General features: G+C 74.3%; 11 protein-coding genes. 7 read left to right on the top strand and 4 right to left on the bottom strand.

Annotated features, from left to right (window positions below; all coding sequences use genetic code 11):
• The first annotated feature begins 30 nt into the window (after positions 1-30).
• Positions 31-1,344, top strand: coding sequence for a hemolysin family protein (locus tag ACSRUE_RS18780; RefSeq protein WP_441292178.1), 1,314 nt, complete (start codon positions 31-33; stop codon positions 1,342-1,344).
• Between the two features lie 1,724 nt (positions 1,345-3,068).
• Here ACSRUE_RS18780 and ACSRUE_RS18785 read toward each other — a convergent pair.
• The gene (locus ACSRUE_RS18785) at positions 3,069-4,985 is read right to left on the bottom strand and encodes a HEAT repeat domain-containing protein (protein ID WP_441292179.1); all 1,917 of its coding nucleotides are present in this window, start codon (positions 4,983-4,985) and stop codon (positions 3,069-3,071) included.
• 188 nt (positions 4,986-5,173) lie between these two features.
• On the opposite strand from ACSRUE_RS18785, the gene ACSRUE_RS18790 reads away from it, so the two are divergent.
• The 5 genes from ACSRUE_RS18790 to ACSRUE_RS18810 all read left to right on the top strand — a co-directional run bounded on the left by ACSRUE_RS18790 (position 5,174) and on the right by ACSRUE_RS18810 (position 10,595).
• A complete protein-coding gene (locus ACSRUE_RS18790) occupies positions 5,174-6,118 on the top strand; it encodes an XdhC family protein (protein ID WP_441292180.1) in 945 nt (314 codons plus the stop codon).
• Positions 6,115-6,753 carry a nucleotidyltransferase family protein gene (locus ACSRUE_RS18795; RefSeq protein WP_441292181.1) on the top strand — a complete coding sequence of 213 codons (639 nt, stop codon included), beginning with the start codon at positions 6,115-6,117 and terminating at the stop codon, positions 6,751-6,753. Before ACSRUE_RS18790 ends, ACSRUE_RS18795 begins: the two co-directional genes overlap by 4 nt.
• Before the next feature lie 103 nt (positions 6,754-6,856).
• The gene (locus ACSRUE_RS18800) at positions 6,857-9,214 is read left to right on the top strand and encodes a xanthine dehydrogenase family protein molybdopterin-binding subunit (protein ID WP_441292182.1); all 2,358 of its coding nucleotides are present in this window, start codon (positions 6,857-6,859) and stop codon (positions 9,212-9,214) included.
• The gene (locus ACSRUE_RS18805) at positions 9,211-9,693 is read left to right on the top strand and encodes a (2Fe-2S)-binding protein (protein WP_012238522.1); all 483 of its coding nucleotides are present in this window, start codon (positions 9,211-9,213) and stop codon (positions 9,691-9,693) included. Before ACSRUE_RS18800 ends, ACSRUE_RS18805 begins: the two co-directional genes overlap by 4 nt.
• Positions 9,690-10,595 (top strand): FAD binding domain-containing protein, encoded by a 906-nt coding sequence (locus ACSRUE_RS18810; protein WP_441292183.1) that lies wholly within the window; start codon positions 9,690-9,692, stop codon positions 10,593-10,595. The genes ACSRUE_RS18805 and ACSRUE_RS18810 overlap by 4 nt, the downstream gene beginning before the upstream one ends.
• Here the strand turns inward: ACSRUE_RS18810 and ACSRUE_RS18815 are convergent, their stop codons facing one another.
• On the bottom strand, positions 10,596-10,799 hold the full coding sequence (locus tag ACSRUE_RS18815) for a hypothetical protein (protein ID WP_441292184.1): 204 nt from the start codon (positions 10,797-10,799) through the stop codon (positions 10,596-10,598). It abuts the gene before it with no gap.
• A 554-nt stretch (positions 10,800-11,353) separates the two neighbouring features.
• Between ACSRUE_RS18815 and ACSRUE_RS18820 the strand changes: the two genes are divergently transcribed.
• On the top strand, positions 11,354-13,753 hold the full coding sequence (locus ACSRUE_RS18820) for a TonB-dependent receptor family protein (protein WP_441292185.1): 2,400 nt from the start codon (positions 11,354-11,356) through the stop codon (positions 13,751-13,753).
• Here the strand turns inward: ACSRUE_RS18820 and ACSRUE_RS18825 are convergent.
• Positions 13,750-15,228, bottom strand: coding sequence for an HTTM domain-containing protein (locus tag ACSRUE_RS18825; protein ID WP_441292186.1), 1,479 nt, complete (start codon positions 15,226-15,228; stop codon positions 13,750-13,752). The two genes, ACSRUE_RS18820 and ACSRUE_RS18825, sit on opposite strands and share 4 nt — an antisense overlap.
• The gene (locus tag ACSRUE_RS18830) at positions 15,215-16,645 is read right to left on the bottom strand and encodes an imelysin family protein (protein ID WP_441292187.1); all 1,431 of its coding nucleotides are present in this window, start codon (positions 16,643-16,645) and stop codon (positions 15,215-15,217) included. Before ACSRUE_RS18830 ends, ACSRUE_RS18825 begins: the two co-directional genes overlap by 14 nt.
• Between the last annotated feature and the right edge of the window lie 131 nt (positions 16,646-16,776).

Raw genomic sequence — 16,776 nt, forward strand, 5'->3', positions numbered from 1 at the left:
GGGCGCACCGGGGGGAGGACGGCGACCGGCATGACGTTCGTCTACCTCCTGGGCACCTTGCTCCTGGTGCTCCTCAACGCGTTCTTCGTCGCGTCCGAGTTCGCCATCGTCAAGATGCGGCCGACGCGGCTGGAGCAGCTCGTGCGCGAGGGGGACGCGCGGGCGCGGCTCGCGCTGCAGATGTCGCAGCGGCTCGACGCGTACCTGTCCGCCAACCAGCTGGGCATCACGCTCGCGTCCCTCGGGCTCGGCTGGATCGGCGAGCCGGCCATCGCCCAGCTCATCGAGCCGTTGCTCGCGCCGCTCGACGCCTGGTCGGGGATCGGCGCGCACGCCATCTCCATCGGCATCGCGTTCATCCTGATCACGTCGCTCCACACCGTGATCGGAGAGCTCGCCCCGAAGTCGCTCGCGATCCAGCGGACCGAGAAGGTTACGCTCTGGGCGGCGCGGCCGCTGCACGGGTTCTTCGTCCTGATGTGGCCGGTCATCTGGGTGCTCAACTCGATGGCGAACGGGTTCGTCCGGCTCTTCGGGCTCCGGCCTGTGGGCGAGGAGGAGATCGCGCACACGTCGGAGGAGCTCCGGCTGCTCTTGACCAAGAGCCCCGCGGGGCTCGATCCGGCGCTGCGCAGCATGCTCGTGCGCATCTTCGACCTGCGCCGGCGCACGGCGAGGCACGTGATGTCGCTCCGCTCCGACGCGGCGACCCTGCGCGCGAACATGACGATCGACGAGGCGGTGCGGATCGTGGCCGACGCCGGGTACTCCCGGTACCCGGTGCTCGACGAGCAGGGCAAGAACGTGCTCGGCTACCTGCACCTGCGCGACCTGTTCGACGTGCTGAGCCAGCGCCGCCGCGCGTCGCGCGTCGCCGAGCTGCTCCGCAAGCCGATCTTCGCGCGCGAGAACACCTCGGTCGAGCGCCTCCGCCTCGAGATGCAGGCGCGCCAGGTGCCGGTGGCGATCATCACGTCGGCCTCGGGCGAGTTCATGGGGCTCGTGACGATGGAGGACCTCATCGAGGAGATCGTCGGCGAGATCCGCGACGAGAACGACGAGGAGGTGCCGCCCATCCACCGCCGCGGCGGCGGCATCGTCGACGTCGACGGCCGCGTCCTGCTGACCGACCTGGAGCGCGACGCGCACATCGTGCTGCTGCCCGAGGTGAAGACCGTCGAGACGGTCGGCGGCTACATGCTCGGCCGGCTCGAGCACCCACCCGAGGCGGGCGAGCGCGTCGAGTGCGAGGGCTACACGCTCGTGGCGATGGACGTCGCCGGCCGGCGGGTACGGCGCGTCCGCATCGTCCCGACCGACGCGGCCGGGGGCGAGCGGTCATGACGAGCGCGGCTCCCCGCTCCGCGGATCCGCGCGCCGGCGCCGTCCGTCAGGGGCGCCGCCTCCGAACGTACGCGGCGAGGCGCGCATCCTGGAATCCGTCGCCCCGGGGACGAACGGCGCGCGGATCCAGGTACAAACTTCGGCGGACCGGTACTACCCTGGCTTCGTAAGTGGAAACGCTTGCAACTCGGATCTTGCGCGATGGCCCGGTGAACGAGCTCGACGCCGTCGGCTGGGCCATTCGTCTTGCGAAGCGGATCGAGGCGCTTCACGCCCTCGGCGTCGCGCACGGCGCGATCTCGCCGGAGTGCGTGCTCACGACCGCGGTCGATCGCACCTCGAAGGCGATCCTGGCCGACCTGCGCCAGACGCCGAGCCGCATCGCCTACCAGTCGCCCGAGCGGGTCGGGGGCGGGACGCTCTCGGCCGGCGACGACGTGTGGGCCATCGCGGCGACGCTCTACGAGGTGCTGACCGGGGCGAGCGCCTTCGGCGGCGGGAGCGACGCCGAGACGCGGCAACGGATCTCGAGCTCCTCGCCGGCGCCGCTCGCCGTCTTCGACGTGGGCGACGACGATCTCCAGCGGGTCCTCGACGATGCGTTCCAGCGCGATCGCTCCGCGCGCACGACGAACGCCGCCGCGTTCCGGCGCGCTCTCGAGGAGTGGCACCCCGATCCCGCGGTGCGCACGCTGCTCCCGCTCGACGACGAGGACGCGACGAACGACGAGGACGACGACGAGGTGCGCACGCTGATGCGGGTCTCGCCGTTCAGCTCGAGCCAGCTCGACGAGGTCATCGCGCAGCGCGCGGCGGCAGCGGCCGCGGGTCAACCGGCGCCGCCCCTCCCGGCCGAGCGCGCGCGGCCCCCGGCGGCGCAACCCGGCGCGCCGGCCTTCAGGCTGGGCGCCGCCCCGATCCCCAGGGCGCCCGCCGCGGCTCCGGCCGCGCAAGGGCGCGCCCCGGTCGCGCGAGCGCGCGTCCCGGGCGTGGGGGCGGTCCCGGTGACCCAGACGTCCGGCGACGCCCGCGAGGGCTCGGAGCCCAGGATGGCCATGCGGGAGGCGACGCCCCTGAACCTCCGCGGGCCCGCTGGGCCAGCGGCCGCAGCGCCTGCGCGCTCCGGAGGAGCGGCGCCCGCCGCGCTCCGCGCGCCCGACGCGGGGCGGCCCGCGCCAGGCGCCGCGCCGCCGGCTGGAGGGCCTCGGGAGCCGCCCGCGGTCGGGGCGCCGGCGCCGGCGTTCCCGGGGCGCGAGCGCCCGGACGCGGAGCCCGAAGCTGTCGCGAGACCTCGGCCCCGGAGCGGCGAGCTACCTTTCCTCGGCGATCTCGACGGGGAGATGCTCGACGAGCCCACGCTCGATGCGCCCACGGTCGTCGACGACCGCGACGACGACGATGACGACGACGTCCCCACGCGGACGCGGGAGGCTCCCACGCCGGTCGTTCCGGCCCCGGTCGACGCGACGCCGACGCTCGGCGCGCCCCCGGCGCTCGCCGATGCGTTGGCGACAGGTCGCTCCGCTGCGGCGCCGCTCGAACGAGCCGCGGGGGCGCCCGCGGCCGCGTCGTCCACGAGGGCCGACGCGGGGGGCGGCGCGCTCCTCGGGCCGAGCGCCGCCGCGGCCGGCGCGCTCAGCCCGTCGGAGCAAGCCTCGGCGGCCATGCGCGGCGCCGTCGCCGCGCAGCAGAGCGCGGCGCCCGCTCGGAGCGCAGCGCAGGGCTCAGCCGCGCCGGCGCCGTCGCCCCTCGGCGCTGCCGAAGGTTTCGGCCTGATCACCGACGCGCCGCCTGACCGCTCGGGGCGGCTCGGGATCATCATCGCGGTGGCCGTGGCGCTGCTCCTGGCGGGGGGGGCGATGCTGTTCGCCGCGCAGCTCGGCCTGCTGGGGGCCGCGCCCACCGCGCCCGGCAGGGGGGTGGTCGAGCCGGTCCCCGCGCTGGCCGTCGCGTCGATCGTGGCCCGCTCGCGGCCGGAGCGCTTCCTTGTGGAAGCTCTGGATCTGCGCGTCGAAGCCGCCCATGTCCACGCGCAGGAGCGTCTCGGGCCGGAGGCCTGAGCGGCGCGCGACGGCCTCGGTCCGCTCGGGGAACGGCGAGATCCACACCATCCTGCCGCCCGGCGCGAGCGCGCGCGCGGCGCCCTCGACGAAGCGCTCGAGCATGGCGTCGAGATCTCCCGTGCGCTCGACGCGCCGCCCGAGGGGCGGGTTCGTCAGGATCAGCGTGGGCGCCTCGCCCGGGGGCGGCGCGCCGCCCGCGTCGCGCTGGAGGAGCTCCGCGCCCCGCGCGCCCGCGGCGTCGAGGTTCTCGCGCGCGATCTGCAGGGCTCGAGGATCGCGATCCGAGCCCACGAGCCGCCGGTACGGTCCGAGCAGGGCGCGCTCGCAGAGCTCGAGGCCCGAGCCGACGAACGGATCCCAGACGACGTCGTCGCCGCGCGCCCCCGCGATGCGCGCGAGCGCGGCCGCGATCGTCGGGTGCGACGCCGCGGGCACGTCGCCCCGGCGGTACGCGAACCGTGGGTCGGGCAGGCGCGGCGCGAGCTCGACCCGCACCCGGCCCGCGCCCTCGTAGACGACCACGTCCCACGTGCTCTGGGTCGGATCGTTCACGAGCTCCGGGGCCTCCGCCTCCACGGCGGCCGCGGCGCGGAACACCGCTGCCCGGCGCTTGCCGCCGCCGGCCCAGTCGATGCGGTAGCGGATCGCGCCCTGGGTGAAGCGGCGCAGGATCTCGCGCGCCTCCCGCGAGAGCAGCCGCTCCGCGACCGCCGCGGCGAGGTCGGCGCCCTGGTCGAGCTTCCGCAGCGGCAGCGGGAACGCGAACGACAGCATCGTGCGCGCCCCGAACAGGGCGTCGAGGCGGCCGCTCAGCGCCGCCTCGACCCGCGCGCCGCCGCACGGATCGCTCCGGAGCTCGGGGACGAGCGCCCCGCCGGGAGAGCCCGCGTCGAGCGCCGCGAGCTCCTCGGCGAGGATCGCCTCGAGCCCGCGCCGGCAGCGCACCGCCACCCGGAGGGGGCGCTCCGGCGCGCGATCGCCGGCGATCTCGGACGGCTCGCCGCGCGTGAGGGTCCTCCTGGCCAGGAGCTCGGCGCGCGCGCGCACGCCGGCGATGTCGTCGCCGTCGAGCTCGGCCAGCGCCTCGAGCGCGGCGCCGCCGCCGACCTTGCCGAGCGCGTCGATCAGCGCGCGGCGGACGTCGGGCGAGCGCTCGCTGCGCGCCGCCTCGGCGAGCGCCTGCTCGACGAGCGATCGCCCGGCGTCCGCCGCGCGCGGCTTGCCGAGCGCCACCGCCGCCATGCGGCGCGTGCGGCGATCGTCGTCGCCGAGGCAGGTGAGCAGGTAGTCGCGCGCCCGCTCCGAGACCTCGGGATCGATCGGCCCCGCGGCCATCAGCTTGCCGACGAGCCGGGTGAGCGGCGCGCGCAGCGCGGGCGGCGCGCCGGCCGCGCGCTCGAGCGCGGCGGGCAGCGCCGCCGCGCCAGCGCGCCGCAGCGCCCGCTCCGCCAGCTCGGCGGGCTCGTCGGCCGTCTCGAGCAGATCCATCAGGGCGGCGAAGTGGCGGCGGCCCGGCGTGAAGCCCGGATCGGAGAGGGCGCGCCGGAGGTCGGGGTCGAGCGGGGCGGGGGGGGTCATCGTGGCTTGTAACTCCGCGTTTCTATGTGGATCCCGCGGTCACGGCGGACCGGGATCTCGGGGGACGCCTGCGCCGCTCTCCGAGCGCGCTCGACTTTCGCGACAAGCGCGGCGTTCCAGCAAGCTCTTTCGGCGCCGGGGCTCTCGGCGCTCTCGTTTTCGGTCGCCGGGTCGCTAGAGTCTCCATCATGCCGGATCTGAGCCAGGTCATCCCGAGGACGGCGTTCCCGCACGACGTGCTTCGGGCGGCCCTGGACGCGCTCGAGGCGGGGCGGCGGGTGGTGCTCGCCTCGGTGGTGGCGCGGCACGGCTCGGCGCCGTCGACGCCGGGGCAGAAGCTCTGCCTCTTCGACGATCTCACCGCGATCGGCACGATCGGCGGCGGCGCCGTCGAGCGGGCGGCGCTCGGCATCATGGGGCGCGCGCTCGACGAGCTCGCCAGCGCGCCGAAGCTCGAGACGTTCCGCCTGGGCCCGACGCTGGGCATGTGCTGCGGCGGCTCGGTCGAGGTCCTCATCGAGCCGATGCTGCCCGCCGTGCACGTCCTCGTGATCGGCGCCGGGCACGTGGGCGCCTTCGCGGCGCCGCTCCTCGCGTCGCTGGGCTTCCGCGTGACCCTCTGCGACGCGCGCGCCGCCGCCGCCGACCCCGCCCGCGTGCCGGCGGCGGCGCCGCTCGCCCGCGCGCCGTCGGCGTACGACGAGGCGCCGCGGGATCTCGCGCCGGCGCCCGGGGAGCAGGTGCGGCTCGTGCTCGCCGAGCACGACGACCCGGAGGTGCTGACGGGCCTGCCGAGGGAGCTCGGCGAGGCGGCGGCGCTCGTGATGACGCACGACCACGCCCTCGATCAGGAGGCGCTCGCGTGGGCGCTCGCGCGCGGCTTCGGGTACGTGGGCGGCGTCGGGAGCCGCGCGAAGGCCGCGCGCACGCGCGCGCGGCTCGAGGCGAAGGGGGTGCCGGAGGGCGACGTCGCGCGGGTCAGGATGCCGGTCGGGCTCGACATCGGGGCGCGCACGCCGGCCGAGATCGGCGTCGCCATGGCCGCGGAGCTCGTCGCGTGGCGCGCGGGGCGGCAGCGCGCTCGATGGTCATCGGCCGGCGCGACGTCCGCCGGAGAGGAGCAGGCTGGATGAATCGAGTGACCACGATCGTGCTCGCCGCGGGCGCGGGCAAGCGGCTCGGGGGGCCGAAGGCGCTCCTGGCCTGGCCGTCATCGACGAAGGGCGGGGCCGAGCGGCCCCTGGCGATCGCGCACGCGGAGGCTCGCCTCTCGGCCGAGAGCGCGCGGGTGCTGGTGGTGGTGCGCAGCTCCGTCTTTCACGCGCTGCTGGCCCATGTGCAGCCGGGCATCGACCTGGTCTCGTGGTCCGCGCCGGACGATCTCGGGCCGGCGGGCTCGCTGGCCGTCGCCGCGCCGCGCATTGGCGACGCCGACGCCGTCATCGTGACGCCGGTCGACGTGCCCCCCGCGCGCGCCGCGACGGTGGCGCGGCTGCTCGCCCGGCTCGAGGCGGGCGCCTCCTCGACGCCGCCGCCGCTCGCGGTGCGGCCGCGGCACCTCGGCCGCGGCGGGCACCCGGTGGTGCTGCGCACCGAGGCGCTCCAGCGTTACCTGGAGGCCGATCCACCGCCGCTCCGGGATCACCTGAGGGCGCTCGGCGACAGGTGCGTCGACGAGGAGGTGGACGATCCAGGGGTGCTGCACGACCTGAATGTCCCGGTCGATGTTATCCGCGTGCTCGGCGGCCCGCCGCGCTTTCTCGCCTGAAGGCGGCCCGCGATCGTCCCCCTGCGCGGATCACGCCGCGCGGCGCGCTCGTATCGACGCGTCCCGGGGGACCGGGCTATCGTCGGTGAGGAGGAGCATACGAATGGCGACGAGCCCTCCAGCGTCAGCGAGCACCGTGGGGAGCAGCGTGCCCCGTACGGACGGCCCTCCCAAGGTCACGGGGGCGTCGCGTTACGTCGACGACATCCCGGCGATGCCGGGGGAGATCTTCGGGCGCACCGTGCGGAGCCCCGTGCCCCGCGGGATTTTGCGGGGAGTGCGGCTCGACCCCGCGTTCGACTGGAGCGACGTCACCGTCGTGCTCGCCGAGGATGTCCCGGTCAACGTGGTCGCGCTGATCCTGGACGATCAGCCGATCCTCGCGACCGGAAAGGTGAACCACGCCTACGAGCCGATCGTCCTGCTCGGCTGCGCGGACCGGCTGAAGCTCGCGCGGGCGGTCCAGGCCGTCGCGCTCGACATCGATCCGCTGCCGCCGGTGCTCGACGCGCGCGCCGCGCTCGATGGCGGGGAGATCATCTGGGGCGCCGACAACGTCATCAAGCGGTACCTCATCACGAACGGGCGCGCCGACGCCGCGCGGGAGCGCGGTGAGGCGAGCGAGGCCGCGATCGACGCGGCGCTCGCGCGCTGCGAGGTGGTCTTCACAGGGACGTACGCCTCGCACCACCAGGAGCAGCTCTACATCGAGCCGCAGGGGGTCATCGCCTGGTGGGACGAGGCCGGCGCGCACGCGACGGGCTCGATCCAGTGCCCGTTCTACGTCCACAAGGCGTTCCTGAAGGCGTTCGGGCTCCCTCCCGATCGGATCCACATCACCCAGTCGGTGACGGGGGGCGGCTTCGGGGGCAAGGAGGAGTACCCGTCGATCATCGCGCTCCACGCGGCGCTGCTCGCGAGGAAGAGCGGCCGCCCGGTGCGCATGATCTACGACCGGACGGAGGACATCGAGGCGACGACGAAGCGCCACCCGGCGTCCTGCGAGATCACGAGCGGCTGCGATCGCGACGGCGCGCTGCGCGCGCTGAAGATCCGGATCCTCATGGACGGCGGCGCGTACGCGACGCTGACGCAGGTGGTCCTGTCGCGCGGCGCCCTCCACGCCGCGGGCGCCTACCGCTGGGATGACGTGTGGATCGAGGCGACCGCCGTCGCCACGAACACGCCCCCGAACGGCGCCTTCCGCGGCTTCGGTGCGCCGCAGACGATCTGGGCGATCGAGCGGCACCTCGACCGCGTCGCGCGGGAGCTCGGCTGCGATCCGCTCGAGCTGAAGGCGAAGAACGTGCTTCGCCCCGGCGACTCGACCGCGACGGGGCAGGTGCTCCGCGTGAGCGTCGCGGGCGAGGAGTGCATCACGCGGGCGATCGCGGCGAGCGGTTACCGGCAGAAGCGCGCGGCCGGGCCGGTCGTCCGCGGGCGCGTGGCGCGCGGGATCGGGCTCTCGGTGTTCATGCACGGCGCGGGCTTCACCGGGTCGGGGGAGCGCTACTACAAGGGAAAGGTCGCGCTGGATCTCGCGCCCGGCGGGCGGCTCCGCATCCGCACGGCGTCGACGGACATCGGCCAGGGGACGGAGACGGTGTTCCGGCAGATCGCCGCGGACGCGGCGGGGCTGCCGCTCGATCGGGTCGAGTTCGCGGTGCCGTGCACGACGACGGTGCCCGACTCGGGCCCGACGGTGGCGTCGCGTACGGTGATGGTGGTCGGCTCGATCGTCGAGGCCGCAGCGCGGGATCTGGCGAGCCGCGTGCGCGCGGAGCAGGCGTCGGCGCAGGAGCCCCGCGTCGCCGGGGAGGGCGGCGCGGGCGCGGCGGCGGGGCCGCCGGCGCTGAGCTTCGAGGAGGCGGCCGACCGGCTGCTGGCGCGCGAGGGCCAGGTGACGTCGCTGAAGCAGTACGAGCCGCCCGGCTACGTGCGCTGGGACGACGAGGCGTACAAGGGAGACGCGTACCCGTGCTTCGGCTGGGCGTGCGACGTCGCCGAGGTCGAGGTGGACCTCGACACCTTCGAGGTGACGGTCGTCGACTTCTGGTCGGCCACCGACGTGGGCAAGGCGATCCACCCGGTGATGTGCAAGGGGCAGATCGAGGGCGGCAGCCTCCAGGCGATCGGCTGGGCGCTCTCCGAGGAGATCGTCTGGCAGGGCGGCAAGATCAGGAACCCGCGGATGACCAACTACATCATCCCGACGTCGCTCGACGCGCCGCCGTTCCACGTCGTCCTGGTCGAGGAGCCCTTCCCGTTCGGTCCGGGCGGCGGGGCCAAGGGCATCGGCGAGATGCCGATGGACGGCGCCGCGCCCGCGATCGCCGCGGCGGTGGAGCATGCGACGGGGATCGCCGCGCGCGCGCTGCCGCTCACGCCGGAGCGCCTGTTCGAGGCGGCGCGCGCCGCCGCAACGCCGCGGCAGGCGGCAGGGGGAGGGGATCGCGCATGAAGGTATCGCTCGTCGTCAACGGCTCGCCGCGCGAGGTCGATCTGCCGCCGCTCTCGCGGCTGCTCGACGCGCTCCGGGGGCCGCTCGGGCTCACGGGCACGAAGGAGGGGTGCGCGGAGGGCGAGTGCGGCGCGTGCACGGTGCTGCTCGACGGCGATCCCGTGAACGCGTGCCTCGTCGCGATCGGGCAGTGCGAGGGGCGGCACGTGACGACGGTCGAGGGGCTCGCCTGCGCCGGACACCTGTCGCCGCTGCAACGCTGCTTCGTCGAGGAGGGGGGCGCGCAGTGCGGGATCTGCACGCCGGGCATGCTCCTCTCGGCGGAGGCGCTGCTCGCGCGGAGCCCGGATCCGTCGGAGCTCGAGGTGCGCGAGGCGCTCGCTGGCAACCTGTGCCGCTGCACCGGCTACCAGCGGATCGTCGAGAGCGTCCGCGCCGCCGCCGCGCTGCGCCGCGGCGGGGGAGGGGCGGCGCCGTGAGCCTCGCCGATCTGCGCCTGTTCGAGATGCGGCGCGTCGCCGGGCTCGGTCCGCTGTGCGAGATCGTGGCGGAGCGGGCCGCGCTCGGCGCGCCGGTCACGCTCCTGGCCGGCGGCACCGACTGGGTCGTCGAGCAGGAGCTCAGGCCTCCGCTCGAGGTCGCGGCAGGGAGCTCGGCGGCACCGCTCGTCGTCGACGTGTCCCGGCTCCCGGAGCTGCGAGGCGTCTCGCTCTCCGGCGACACGCTCCGGGTCGGTGCCGCGACGACGTACCTGGAGATGCTCCGGAGCGACGCGATCGCCGCGCGGGCGCCGCTCCTCGCGCGGATGAGCCGCGACGTGGGCGCCGTGCAGATCCAGGCGCGCGGCACGCTCGGCGGCAACCTGGCCACGGCGTCGCCGGCCGCCGACGGCGTGGCCGCGCTCGCCGCCTACGACGCGACCGTCATGGTGCAGAGCGTCCGCGGGGAGCGGCGCATCCCGGTGAGCGCCCTGCAGACGGGCTACAAGCGCACGTCGCGCGCGCCGGACGAGGTGATCGTCGCCGTGGAGATCGCGCTGCCGGCGCCCGGGTCGCCCTGGTACTGGCGGAAGATCGGCGCGCGACGGGCGCAGGCGATCTCGAAGGTCGCGCTCGCGGGCGTGGCCGAGGTGCGATCCGGGCGCGCCGCGCGGCTCGGGCTGGGGATGGCGTCGGTCGCGCCGACGACGGCGCTCCTGCCGAGCGTGCGCGCGCTCTGCATGTCCCGTCCGCTCGCCGAGCTCACCGCGGCGGAGATCGACGCGGCCGTCGCGCAGGACATCTCGCCCATCGACGACGTGCGCTCGACGCGCGCCTACCGGGAACACTGCGCTCGCGGGGTGGTGCGGGAGCTCCTTCGCCAGCTCGGCGCGCCGGTCTGATCATTCCATCCAGTCGAGCTGCGCGGCCTCGGCCCTCCGGCCGCGCCCGCCGGGGAATGCCGGCCGCTCGTACGACGGTGGCGGGAGCGGAGCCTCCGCGTCCATGTCGTGGCAGCGCGCGCATCGCCGCGGGGTGGTGGCGCCGGCCTGGAAGATGGTGACGCAGCCGCAGGCTGGGCAGATCATGCCGATGTCGTAGTTCATGAGCACTCCTCGATGACGAACGCTCCGGGGCGATCCGAGCGGCGGGAAGATGCGCTGAAGAGGCGACGTGGTTGCGACGGCGCGGCAACATCGCGCGGAAGCTTCGGCCCTGCGGCGCAGCCCATCGGGGCGCGTCGTCGACGAGACGCCCGCCCTCTTCCATTCCGAGCGCGCTCCTGCGCCTGAGGACGAGGCGGCCTCTCTCGGACCGGCGCAGACCTCCTGTGGCTGCGCGGACGGCGGTGCGCGCTCCTTGTCGCCTGCGCTGCCGTCTGGCGTGAGCGCACGTCGGCATGCGCTGTTCAAGGGCTACTCGATGTTGACTTTCATTTGTAGTAGGCCCCTGATGACCGTGAGTTCGACACGCCGAGAGCCCACCAAGCTCGCGATGCGGTGTGATTCGGTAGATTCGTAATATATATTACATGTCAACGCAGACCCGTCCCTTCCGGGCCCGTCTTGGGCTCGCTGTTCCCGTGCTTCTGATCACCGTGGCCGGGGTTGCTCATGCGCAGTCTTCTGAACCGAGCGCGGAGGCCCCGGGGGATCCAGCGATGCCGGGAGCGCCTCCGGGCACGGGAGCGCCGGTGGCGGGCCGGGACGCACCTGCACCGGCGACGGCGGCGCCTCCCGGCGATGCGCCGGCGGCGCCTCCCGGCGATGCGCCGGCGGCGCCTCCGGGAGATGCGCCGGCGGCGCCTCCCGGCGATGCGCCGGCGGAGGACCAGGATGCTGCTGCGCCAGCGCCGGCGGCTGCTCCCGGCGGTGCGCCGGCGGCGCCCCCCGCGCCGGCGGCGCCCCCCGGCGGCGGGCCGGCAGCGAGCCAGGAAGGCGCTGCACCGGCGCCGGCGGCGCCTGCAGGCGATGCGCCGGTGGAGGTGACGGTCGCGGGCACGCGCGTGACGCGGACCGCGGGCTCTGCTCATGTGATCAAGAGCCGCCAGCTCGAGCGCTTCGAGCACGACGATCCCCACGCCGTGCTGGTCGGCGTTCCCGGCGTGTACGTGCGCGGCGAAGACGGGCTGGGCCTGCGGCCGAACATCGGTGTTCGCGGCGTCAACCCCGATCGCAGCAAGAAGGTCACGCTCATGGAGGATGGCGTCCCCATCTCTCCTGCGCCGTACTCCGCGCCAGCCGCTTATTACTTCCCGCTCATCACCCGCATGTCGAACGTGCGCGTGATCAAGGGGCCAGGGGCCATCGCCTATGGCCCGCAGACCGTGGGTGGCACCGTGGATCTCGTCACCCGCTCCGCCCCGTCGCTCGCGTCGGGCGCGCTCGATCTCGCCCTGGGCCAGTACGGCTACGGCAAGGCGCACGCCTATCTCGGGACGAGCGACGGGCAGATGGACTTCCTCGTCGAGGGCGTGCACCTGCGGAGCGACGGCTTCAAGGAGCTCCCGAGCGGCGCGGACACAGGGTTTTACCGCAACGAGGTGATGGTCAAGGGCAGTTACCTCGTCGACCCGGCCGCCCGCATCAAGAACGAGCTCCGCCTCAAGCTCACCTACTCGGAAGAGCTCTCCAACGAGACGTACCTCGGCATCACGGACGGGGATTTCGAGGAGAACCCGCTCCGCCGTTACGGGGTGAGCGGGCTCGACCGCATGCGCAACCACCGCACCGCGGTCGCCGTGACCCACGTGATCGAGCCGTCGCGCGACCTGTCGGTGACGACGACCGTGTACCGGAACGACTTCTCGCGCGTGTGGCGCAAGGTGAACGGCTTCCGCGGGGCCAACCTGTTCGACGTGCTCGCCGCCCCGGACACGCCGCAGAACGCGGTGTACTACGCCGTGCTGACCGGGCAGCTCGACAGCTCGACGCCGGGCGAGGCGCTGCTCATCGGCCCCAACGAGCGCGACTTCGTGTCGCAAGGCGTGGAGACCCGCGTCCGCTGGAACGTCGCCACGGGGCCCGTCTCGCACCGCGTCGAGTACGGCCTGCGCCTGCACCACGATCGGGTCGAGCGCCGCCACAGCGAGAACGGGTTTCTCGTGCTCGGGGGCGCGCTCGTGCCGGACGGCGGACCGACCATCGTGACCCAGTTCAACGAGGCATGGACCGAGGCGGTCGCGCTCCACGCGAGCGACGCGATCACCTGGAGAGCGCTCACGGTGACGCCGGGCGTCCGGGTCGAGCTCATGCGCTCTGCCCTCGTGGATCGCGCGGCGGGGCGCGAGCAAACGCGGCTCGCGCAGGCGCTCCTGCCCGGCGCCGGCGCCTACCTCGCGCTCACCGAGGCGCTCGGCCTCCTGGCCGGGGCCTACCGAGGATTCAGCCCCCCGGCCCCGGGGAGCGACGAACACGTCGAGCCCGAGCTCAGCGTGAACTACGAGGGCGGCGCTCGCTTCGCCGACGGGCCGCTGCGCGCGGAGATCATCGGCTACTTCAACGATTACTCGAACATCACGGATGTCTGCACGCTCTCCAGCGGCTGTCTCGACGCGGATCTCGACCGCCAGTACGACGCGGGCGAGGCCCGGATCTACGGAATCGAGGCGTATGCGGAGCACGAGGTCCCGCTCGGCCAGCTGAAGCTGCCGATCACCGCGGCCTACACGCTCACCCGGACCGAGTTCCTCTCGAGCTTCGCCTCGGACGACCCCATCTTCGGCCGCGTCGTGAAGGGGGACGAGATGCCCTATGTCCCGCGGCACCAGGCGAGCCTCTCGGTCGGGGTCGAGCACGAGCGCGCCGGCGTCGCCGTGGGCGCCACCTACATGTCCGCCATGCGGGAGAAGGCCGGCAGCGAGCCGATGTCCCGGGCGCTCGCCACCGACGAGCAGCTCCTCTTCGACGCGAGCGCCAGGGTGCGCGTCGTCGGGCCGCTCGTGCTCTACGCGAACGCGCGGAACGTCCTCGGCTCCCAGTACATCGTGTCGCGCCGGCCCTTCGGCGCCCGGCCGAACGCGCCGCGCTGGATCCAGGTCGGCGCCAAGGCATCCTTCTAGAGCGGGCGGATGTGGGGGGGAGGCCCCTCTGGAGCTGGAAGGATGTAGGGCGCCGGGCCGAGGCCGTCGCGGACCGCAGCGAGATCGACGCCGGGATCGATGAGGCGCGCGATGCGGCGGCCGTTGAGCGAGACGAGGGCGTCGGCGCGCACCTCCACCGGCCCGCGGCCGCGGCGCTCGAAGTCCTCGCGGATGTGATGGGAGAGCTGCAGGATGAGATCGGGCTGGCCCGCCATCTCGCGCTCCTGCAGGCGCGTCAGGTACGCCCGCGGGCTCACGTGCCATGTCCGGCCGGTCTGCCTGCTGCGGACGATGAAGGTGACGCTCCCGTTCTTCTCGCGCACCATCACGCGCCAGGAGAAGCGCATCCCCTGCTCGTGCCAGCGCACGTTGCCGCCGTACGCCAGGAAACGGAGCGGCATCGCGAGCTGAACCGCGCAGTACGCGGCGCCCAGCGCGAGCCCGAGGGCGCGCAGCGATCGCGAGGGCGGCGCCGCCGGGAGGAGGGCGGGTTCGTCTGTGGTCGCTTGCGGCGCTTGCGGCGCGCCGCCGCCGCCGCGGGCGGGGAGCGCGCGCGCTCGGAGCCTGGAGAGGACCCGCCGGGGCCACTCCGGGGGGAAGAACACGAGCGCGGAGAGGACCATGATCACCGGGAACATCCCGATCGGAAACAGCGCGCGCGTGACGACGTGGAACAGGATCACCGCGGCGTACCCGAAGGGGCGGAGCCTCCGGCAGAGGAGGAGCCAGACGATGCTGGTGTCGAACAGGAAGCCCGCCCAGCTCATGAGCGGCGCGGCCCACGGGTGCGTGAAGAGCGGGCCGAGGACGGGCATGTCCGTGCGCGAGCCGAGCCAGATGCGGAGCGGCTGCGCGTGCAGGAGCCAGTCGGCGTGGGCCTTGGCGAGCCCCGCGAACGTGTACACGACGCCGACCTGGAAGCGCAGCAGGTAGAGCCACGCGGCGGAGACGGAGCGCTCGCTGCGCCGCGAGAGCAGCGCGTCGATGGACCAGGCGCGGTGCGCCGGCGACGCCGCGAGCAGGAGGCCCAGCAGGCTCGCCAGGTAGTAGTGGTTGAGGTACGTCGTGACGTCGATGACCTGCAGGTAGGTGAAGCCGACGACGAACAGGGGCGCCGCGACGCGGAACATGAAGCCGAGGGCGAGCGCCAGGGCGAGCGCCGCGAGCGCCCAGAACAGGGCGTGCATCCCGGCCGGCGAGAGCGGCTCGACCCAGGCGAGGCCCCAGTACCTGAAGTGAAAGCCCGGCTTGACGAAGAACTCGTCGATCCAGCCATACGCGATGAAGCGCGCCATGCTCACGCACATCGTGAGCCCGAACAGGGCGCGGAACGCCGCGAGCCAGGCGATGTCGATCGGGCGAAACAGCGCTCGATGCAGCGCCGCGGCCGCGCGCGACCACGCCGCCGCGAGCCCCAGGGGGCCCGCGCACCCAGGGGGATCAGTCGTTGTCACCTTCGGACGACTGGGGCAGCTCGAGGTTCAGCGCGCTGACGAACTCCGTCTTGAGCAGGTCCGTCAGGGCCTTCACGGCGGTGTAGACCGACTCGACCTTCGCCCTGTCGGTCGAGAGCGCCTGCTCCATCGGCAGGCCGAGCGCGTCCACGGCCGACTGGGCCTCCGACAGCGCCGCCAGCATGCGATCGGCGAGATCGGCGGAGTCGACCGCGCGCAGCCAGTCGTCGAACCCGACGCCCTCGCCGCCCTCGCCGCAGCCCTGGAACAGGCGCCGGAAGCCGCGCAGGTTGGCCCGGATGTGCGCCGCCGAGGCCAGGGCGAAGCGGGACTCGAGCGCCTCCGGGCAGGTGGGCGTGACGCAGTCCTCGGTGAAGCCGAGCGGGCGCCCGAGCTTCCAGTCCTTCAGCTCCTTCTCGACATAGAACATCGCGTCGCTCACCGCGTTGAGCGCGTCCTGCTCGGTCGCGAAGACGGGGCTCCCCTGGCCGGCCTGGGTGAGCTTCTCCCGGAAGCTCCCCGCCTCGGGCGCCCATGCGCGCGCGAGCGCGCCCGCCTGGGCGAGCACGTCGGTGGCCGCCGCGGCCGCGTAATCGGCCTTGCGCTGCGCGAGCTCGCCCGCGCCGAGCGCCGCCCAGGTGCGGTTCGCGTTGATGGGCGAGTACTGCGAGCAGGCGTTGTCGCCGCCGCCGTGGAAGACGAGGTACTCGAGCGACGCGAGGCCGCGCCCGTTGATGAGCGACGAGGAGAAGCTCGGCTGCGCGTAGGCGCGGCTCACGATCTGCTCCTCGACCTTGCACCGGCTCACGAGGGGCCAGGAGTAGATCTGATCCCGGAGGTCCTGTCCTCCGGGCTGCGTGGAGCTCGCCGCGGGGCCGAAGCGGAAGAGCTCTGCCTCCTGCCAGACCGCCATGGCGGCGAGCCAGGCGCCGCGCGCGGCGGCGGCGCTCGGCTCGCCCGGGCCGCGGGCGAGGGCCGCGGCGCTCTCGTGCAGCGCGCGCGCCTGCGCCTCGAACTCGCAGGCGCGGTTCAGCGCGCAGTCCGCCGCCGCGGTGAGCAGCTTGGCCTTGCTGAAGGGGCCTTCCGCGACGGGGACCGGGGGGCACACGTCGCCGGGGACCGGCTCGCCGCCCCCCGCGCCCCCGGCGCCAGCGGTCGTGGCGATCGTGGAGGAGGCCGCCGTGGTGCTCGTGGCGCCGCTCCCGGTCGAAGGCACGGGCGCGGACCCGCCGCTGCCCGGCGGCTGCGCGGCGCCTGGCCCCGCGCCCTGGCCCGTATAGACCACCTCGTCCGGGGGCGGCTTGCGGCACCCGGCGGCCGCGGCGACGCCGACGAGCGACAGCAGGAGCGCTGTCGAGAGGCGGCGGCCCGCCCTCTCGCGCCGGGCGCGGTTCATTGTCGGCCTCACGCTGTTCATGCAGCCTCTCCGAGATACGGGCGCTCACCCGGGGCCCGCCGGCGTCGCGGCGGCCCCGAGCTCATTTCGCGCGAGAATCGTCCGTCGTACCCTGCCCGTCAACACGCAGGGAGCGCTCCGCCGCCTGTCCG

This window comes from Sorangium sp. KYC3313 (assembly GCF_052075895.1).
Classification (GTDB): Bacteria; Myxococcota_A; Polyangia; order Polyangiales; family Polyangiaceae; genus Sorangium; species Sorangium cellulosum_B.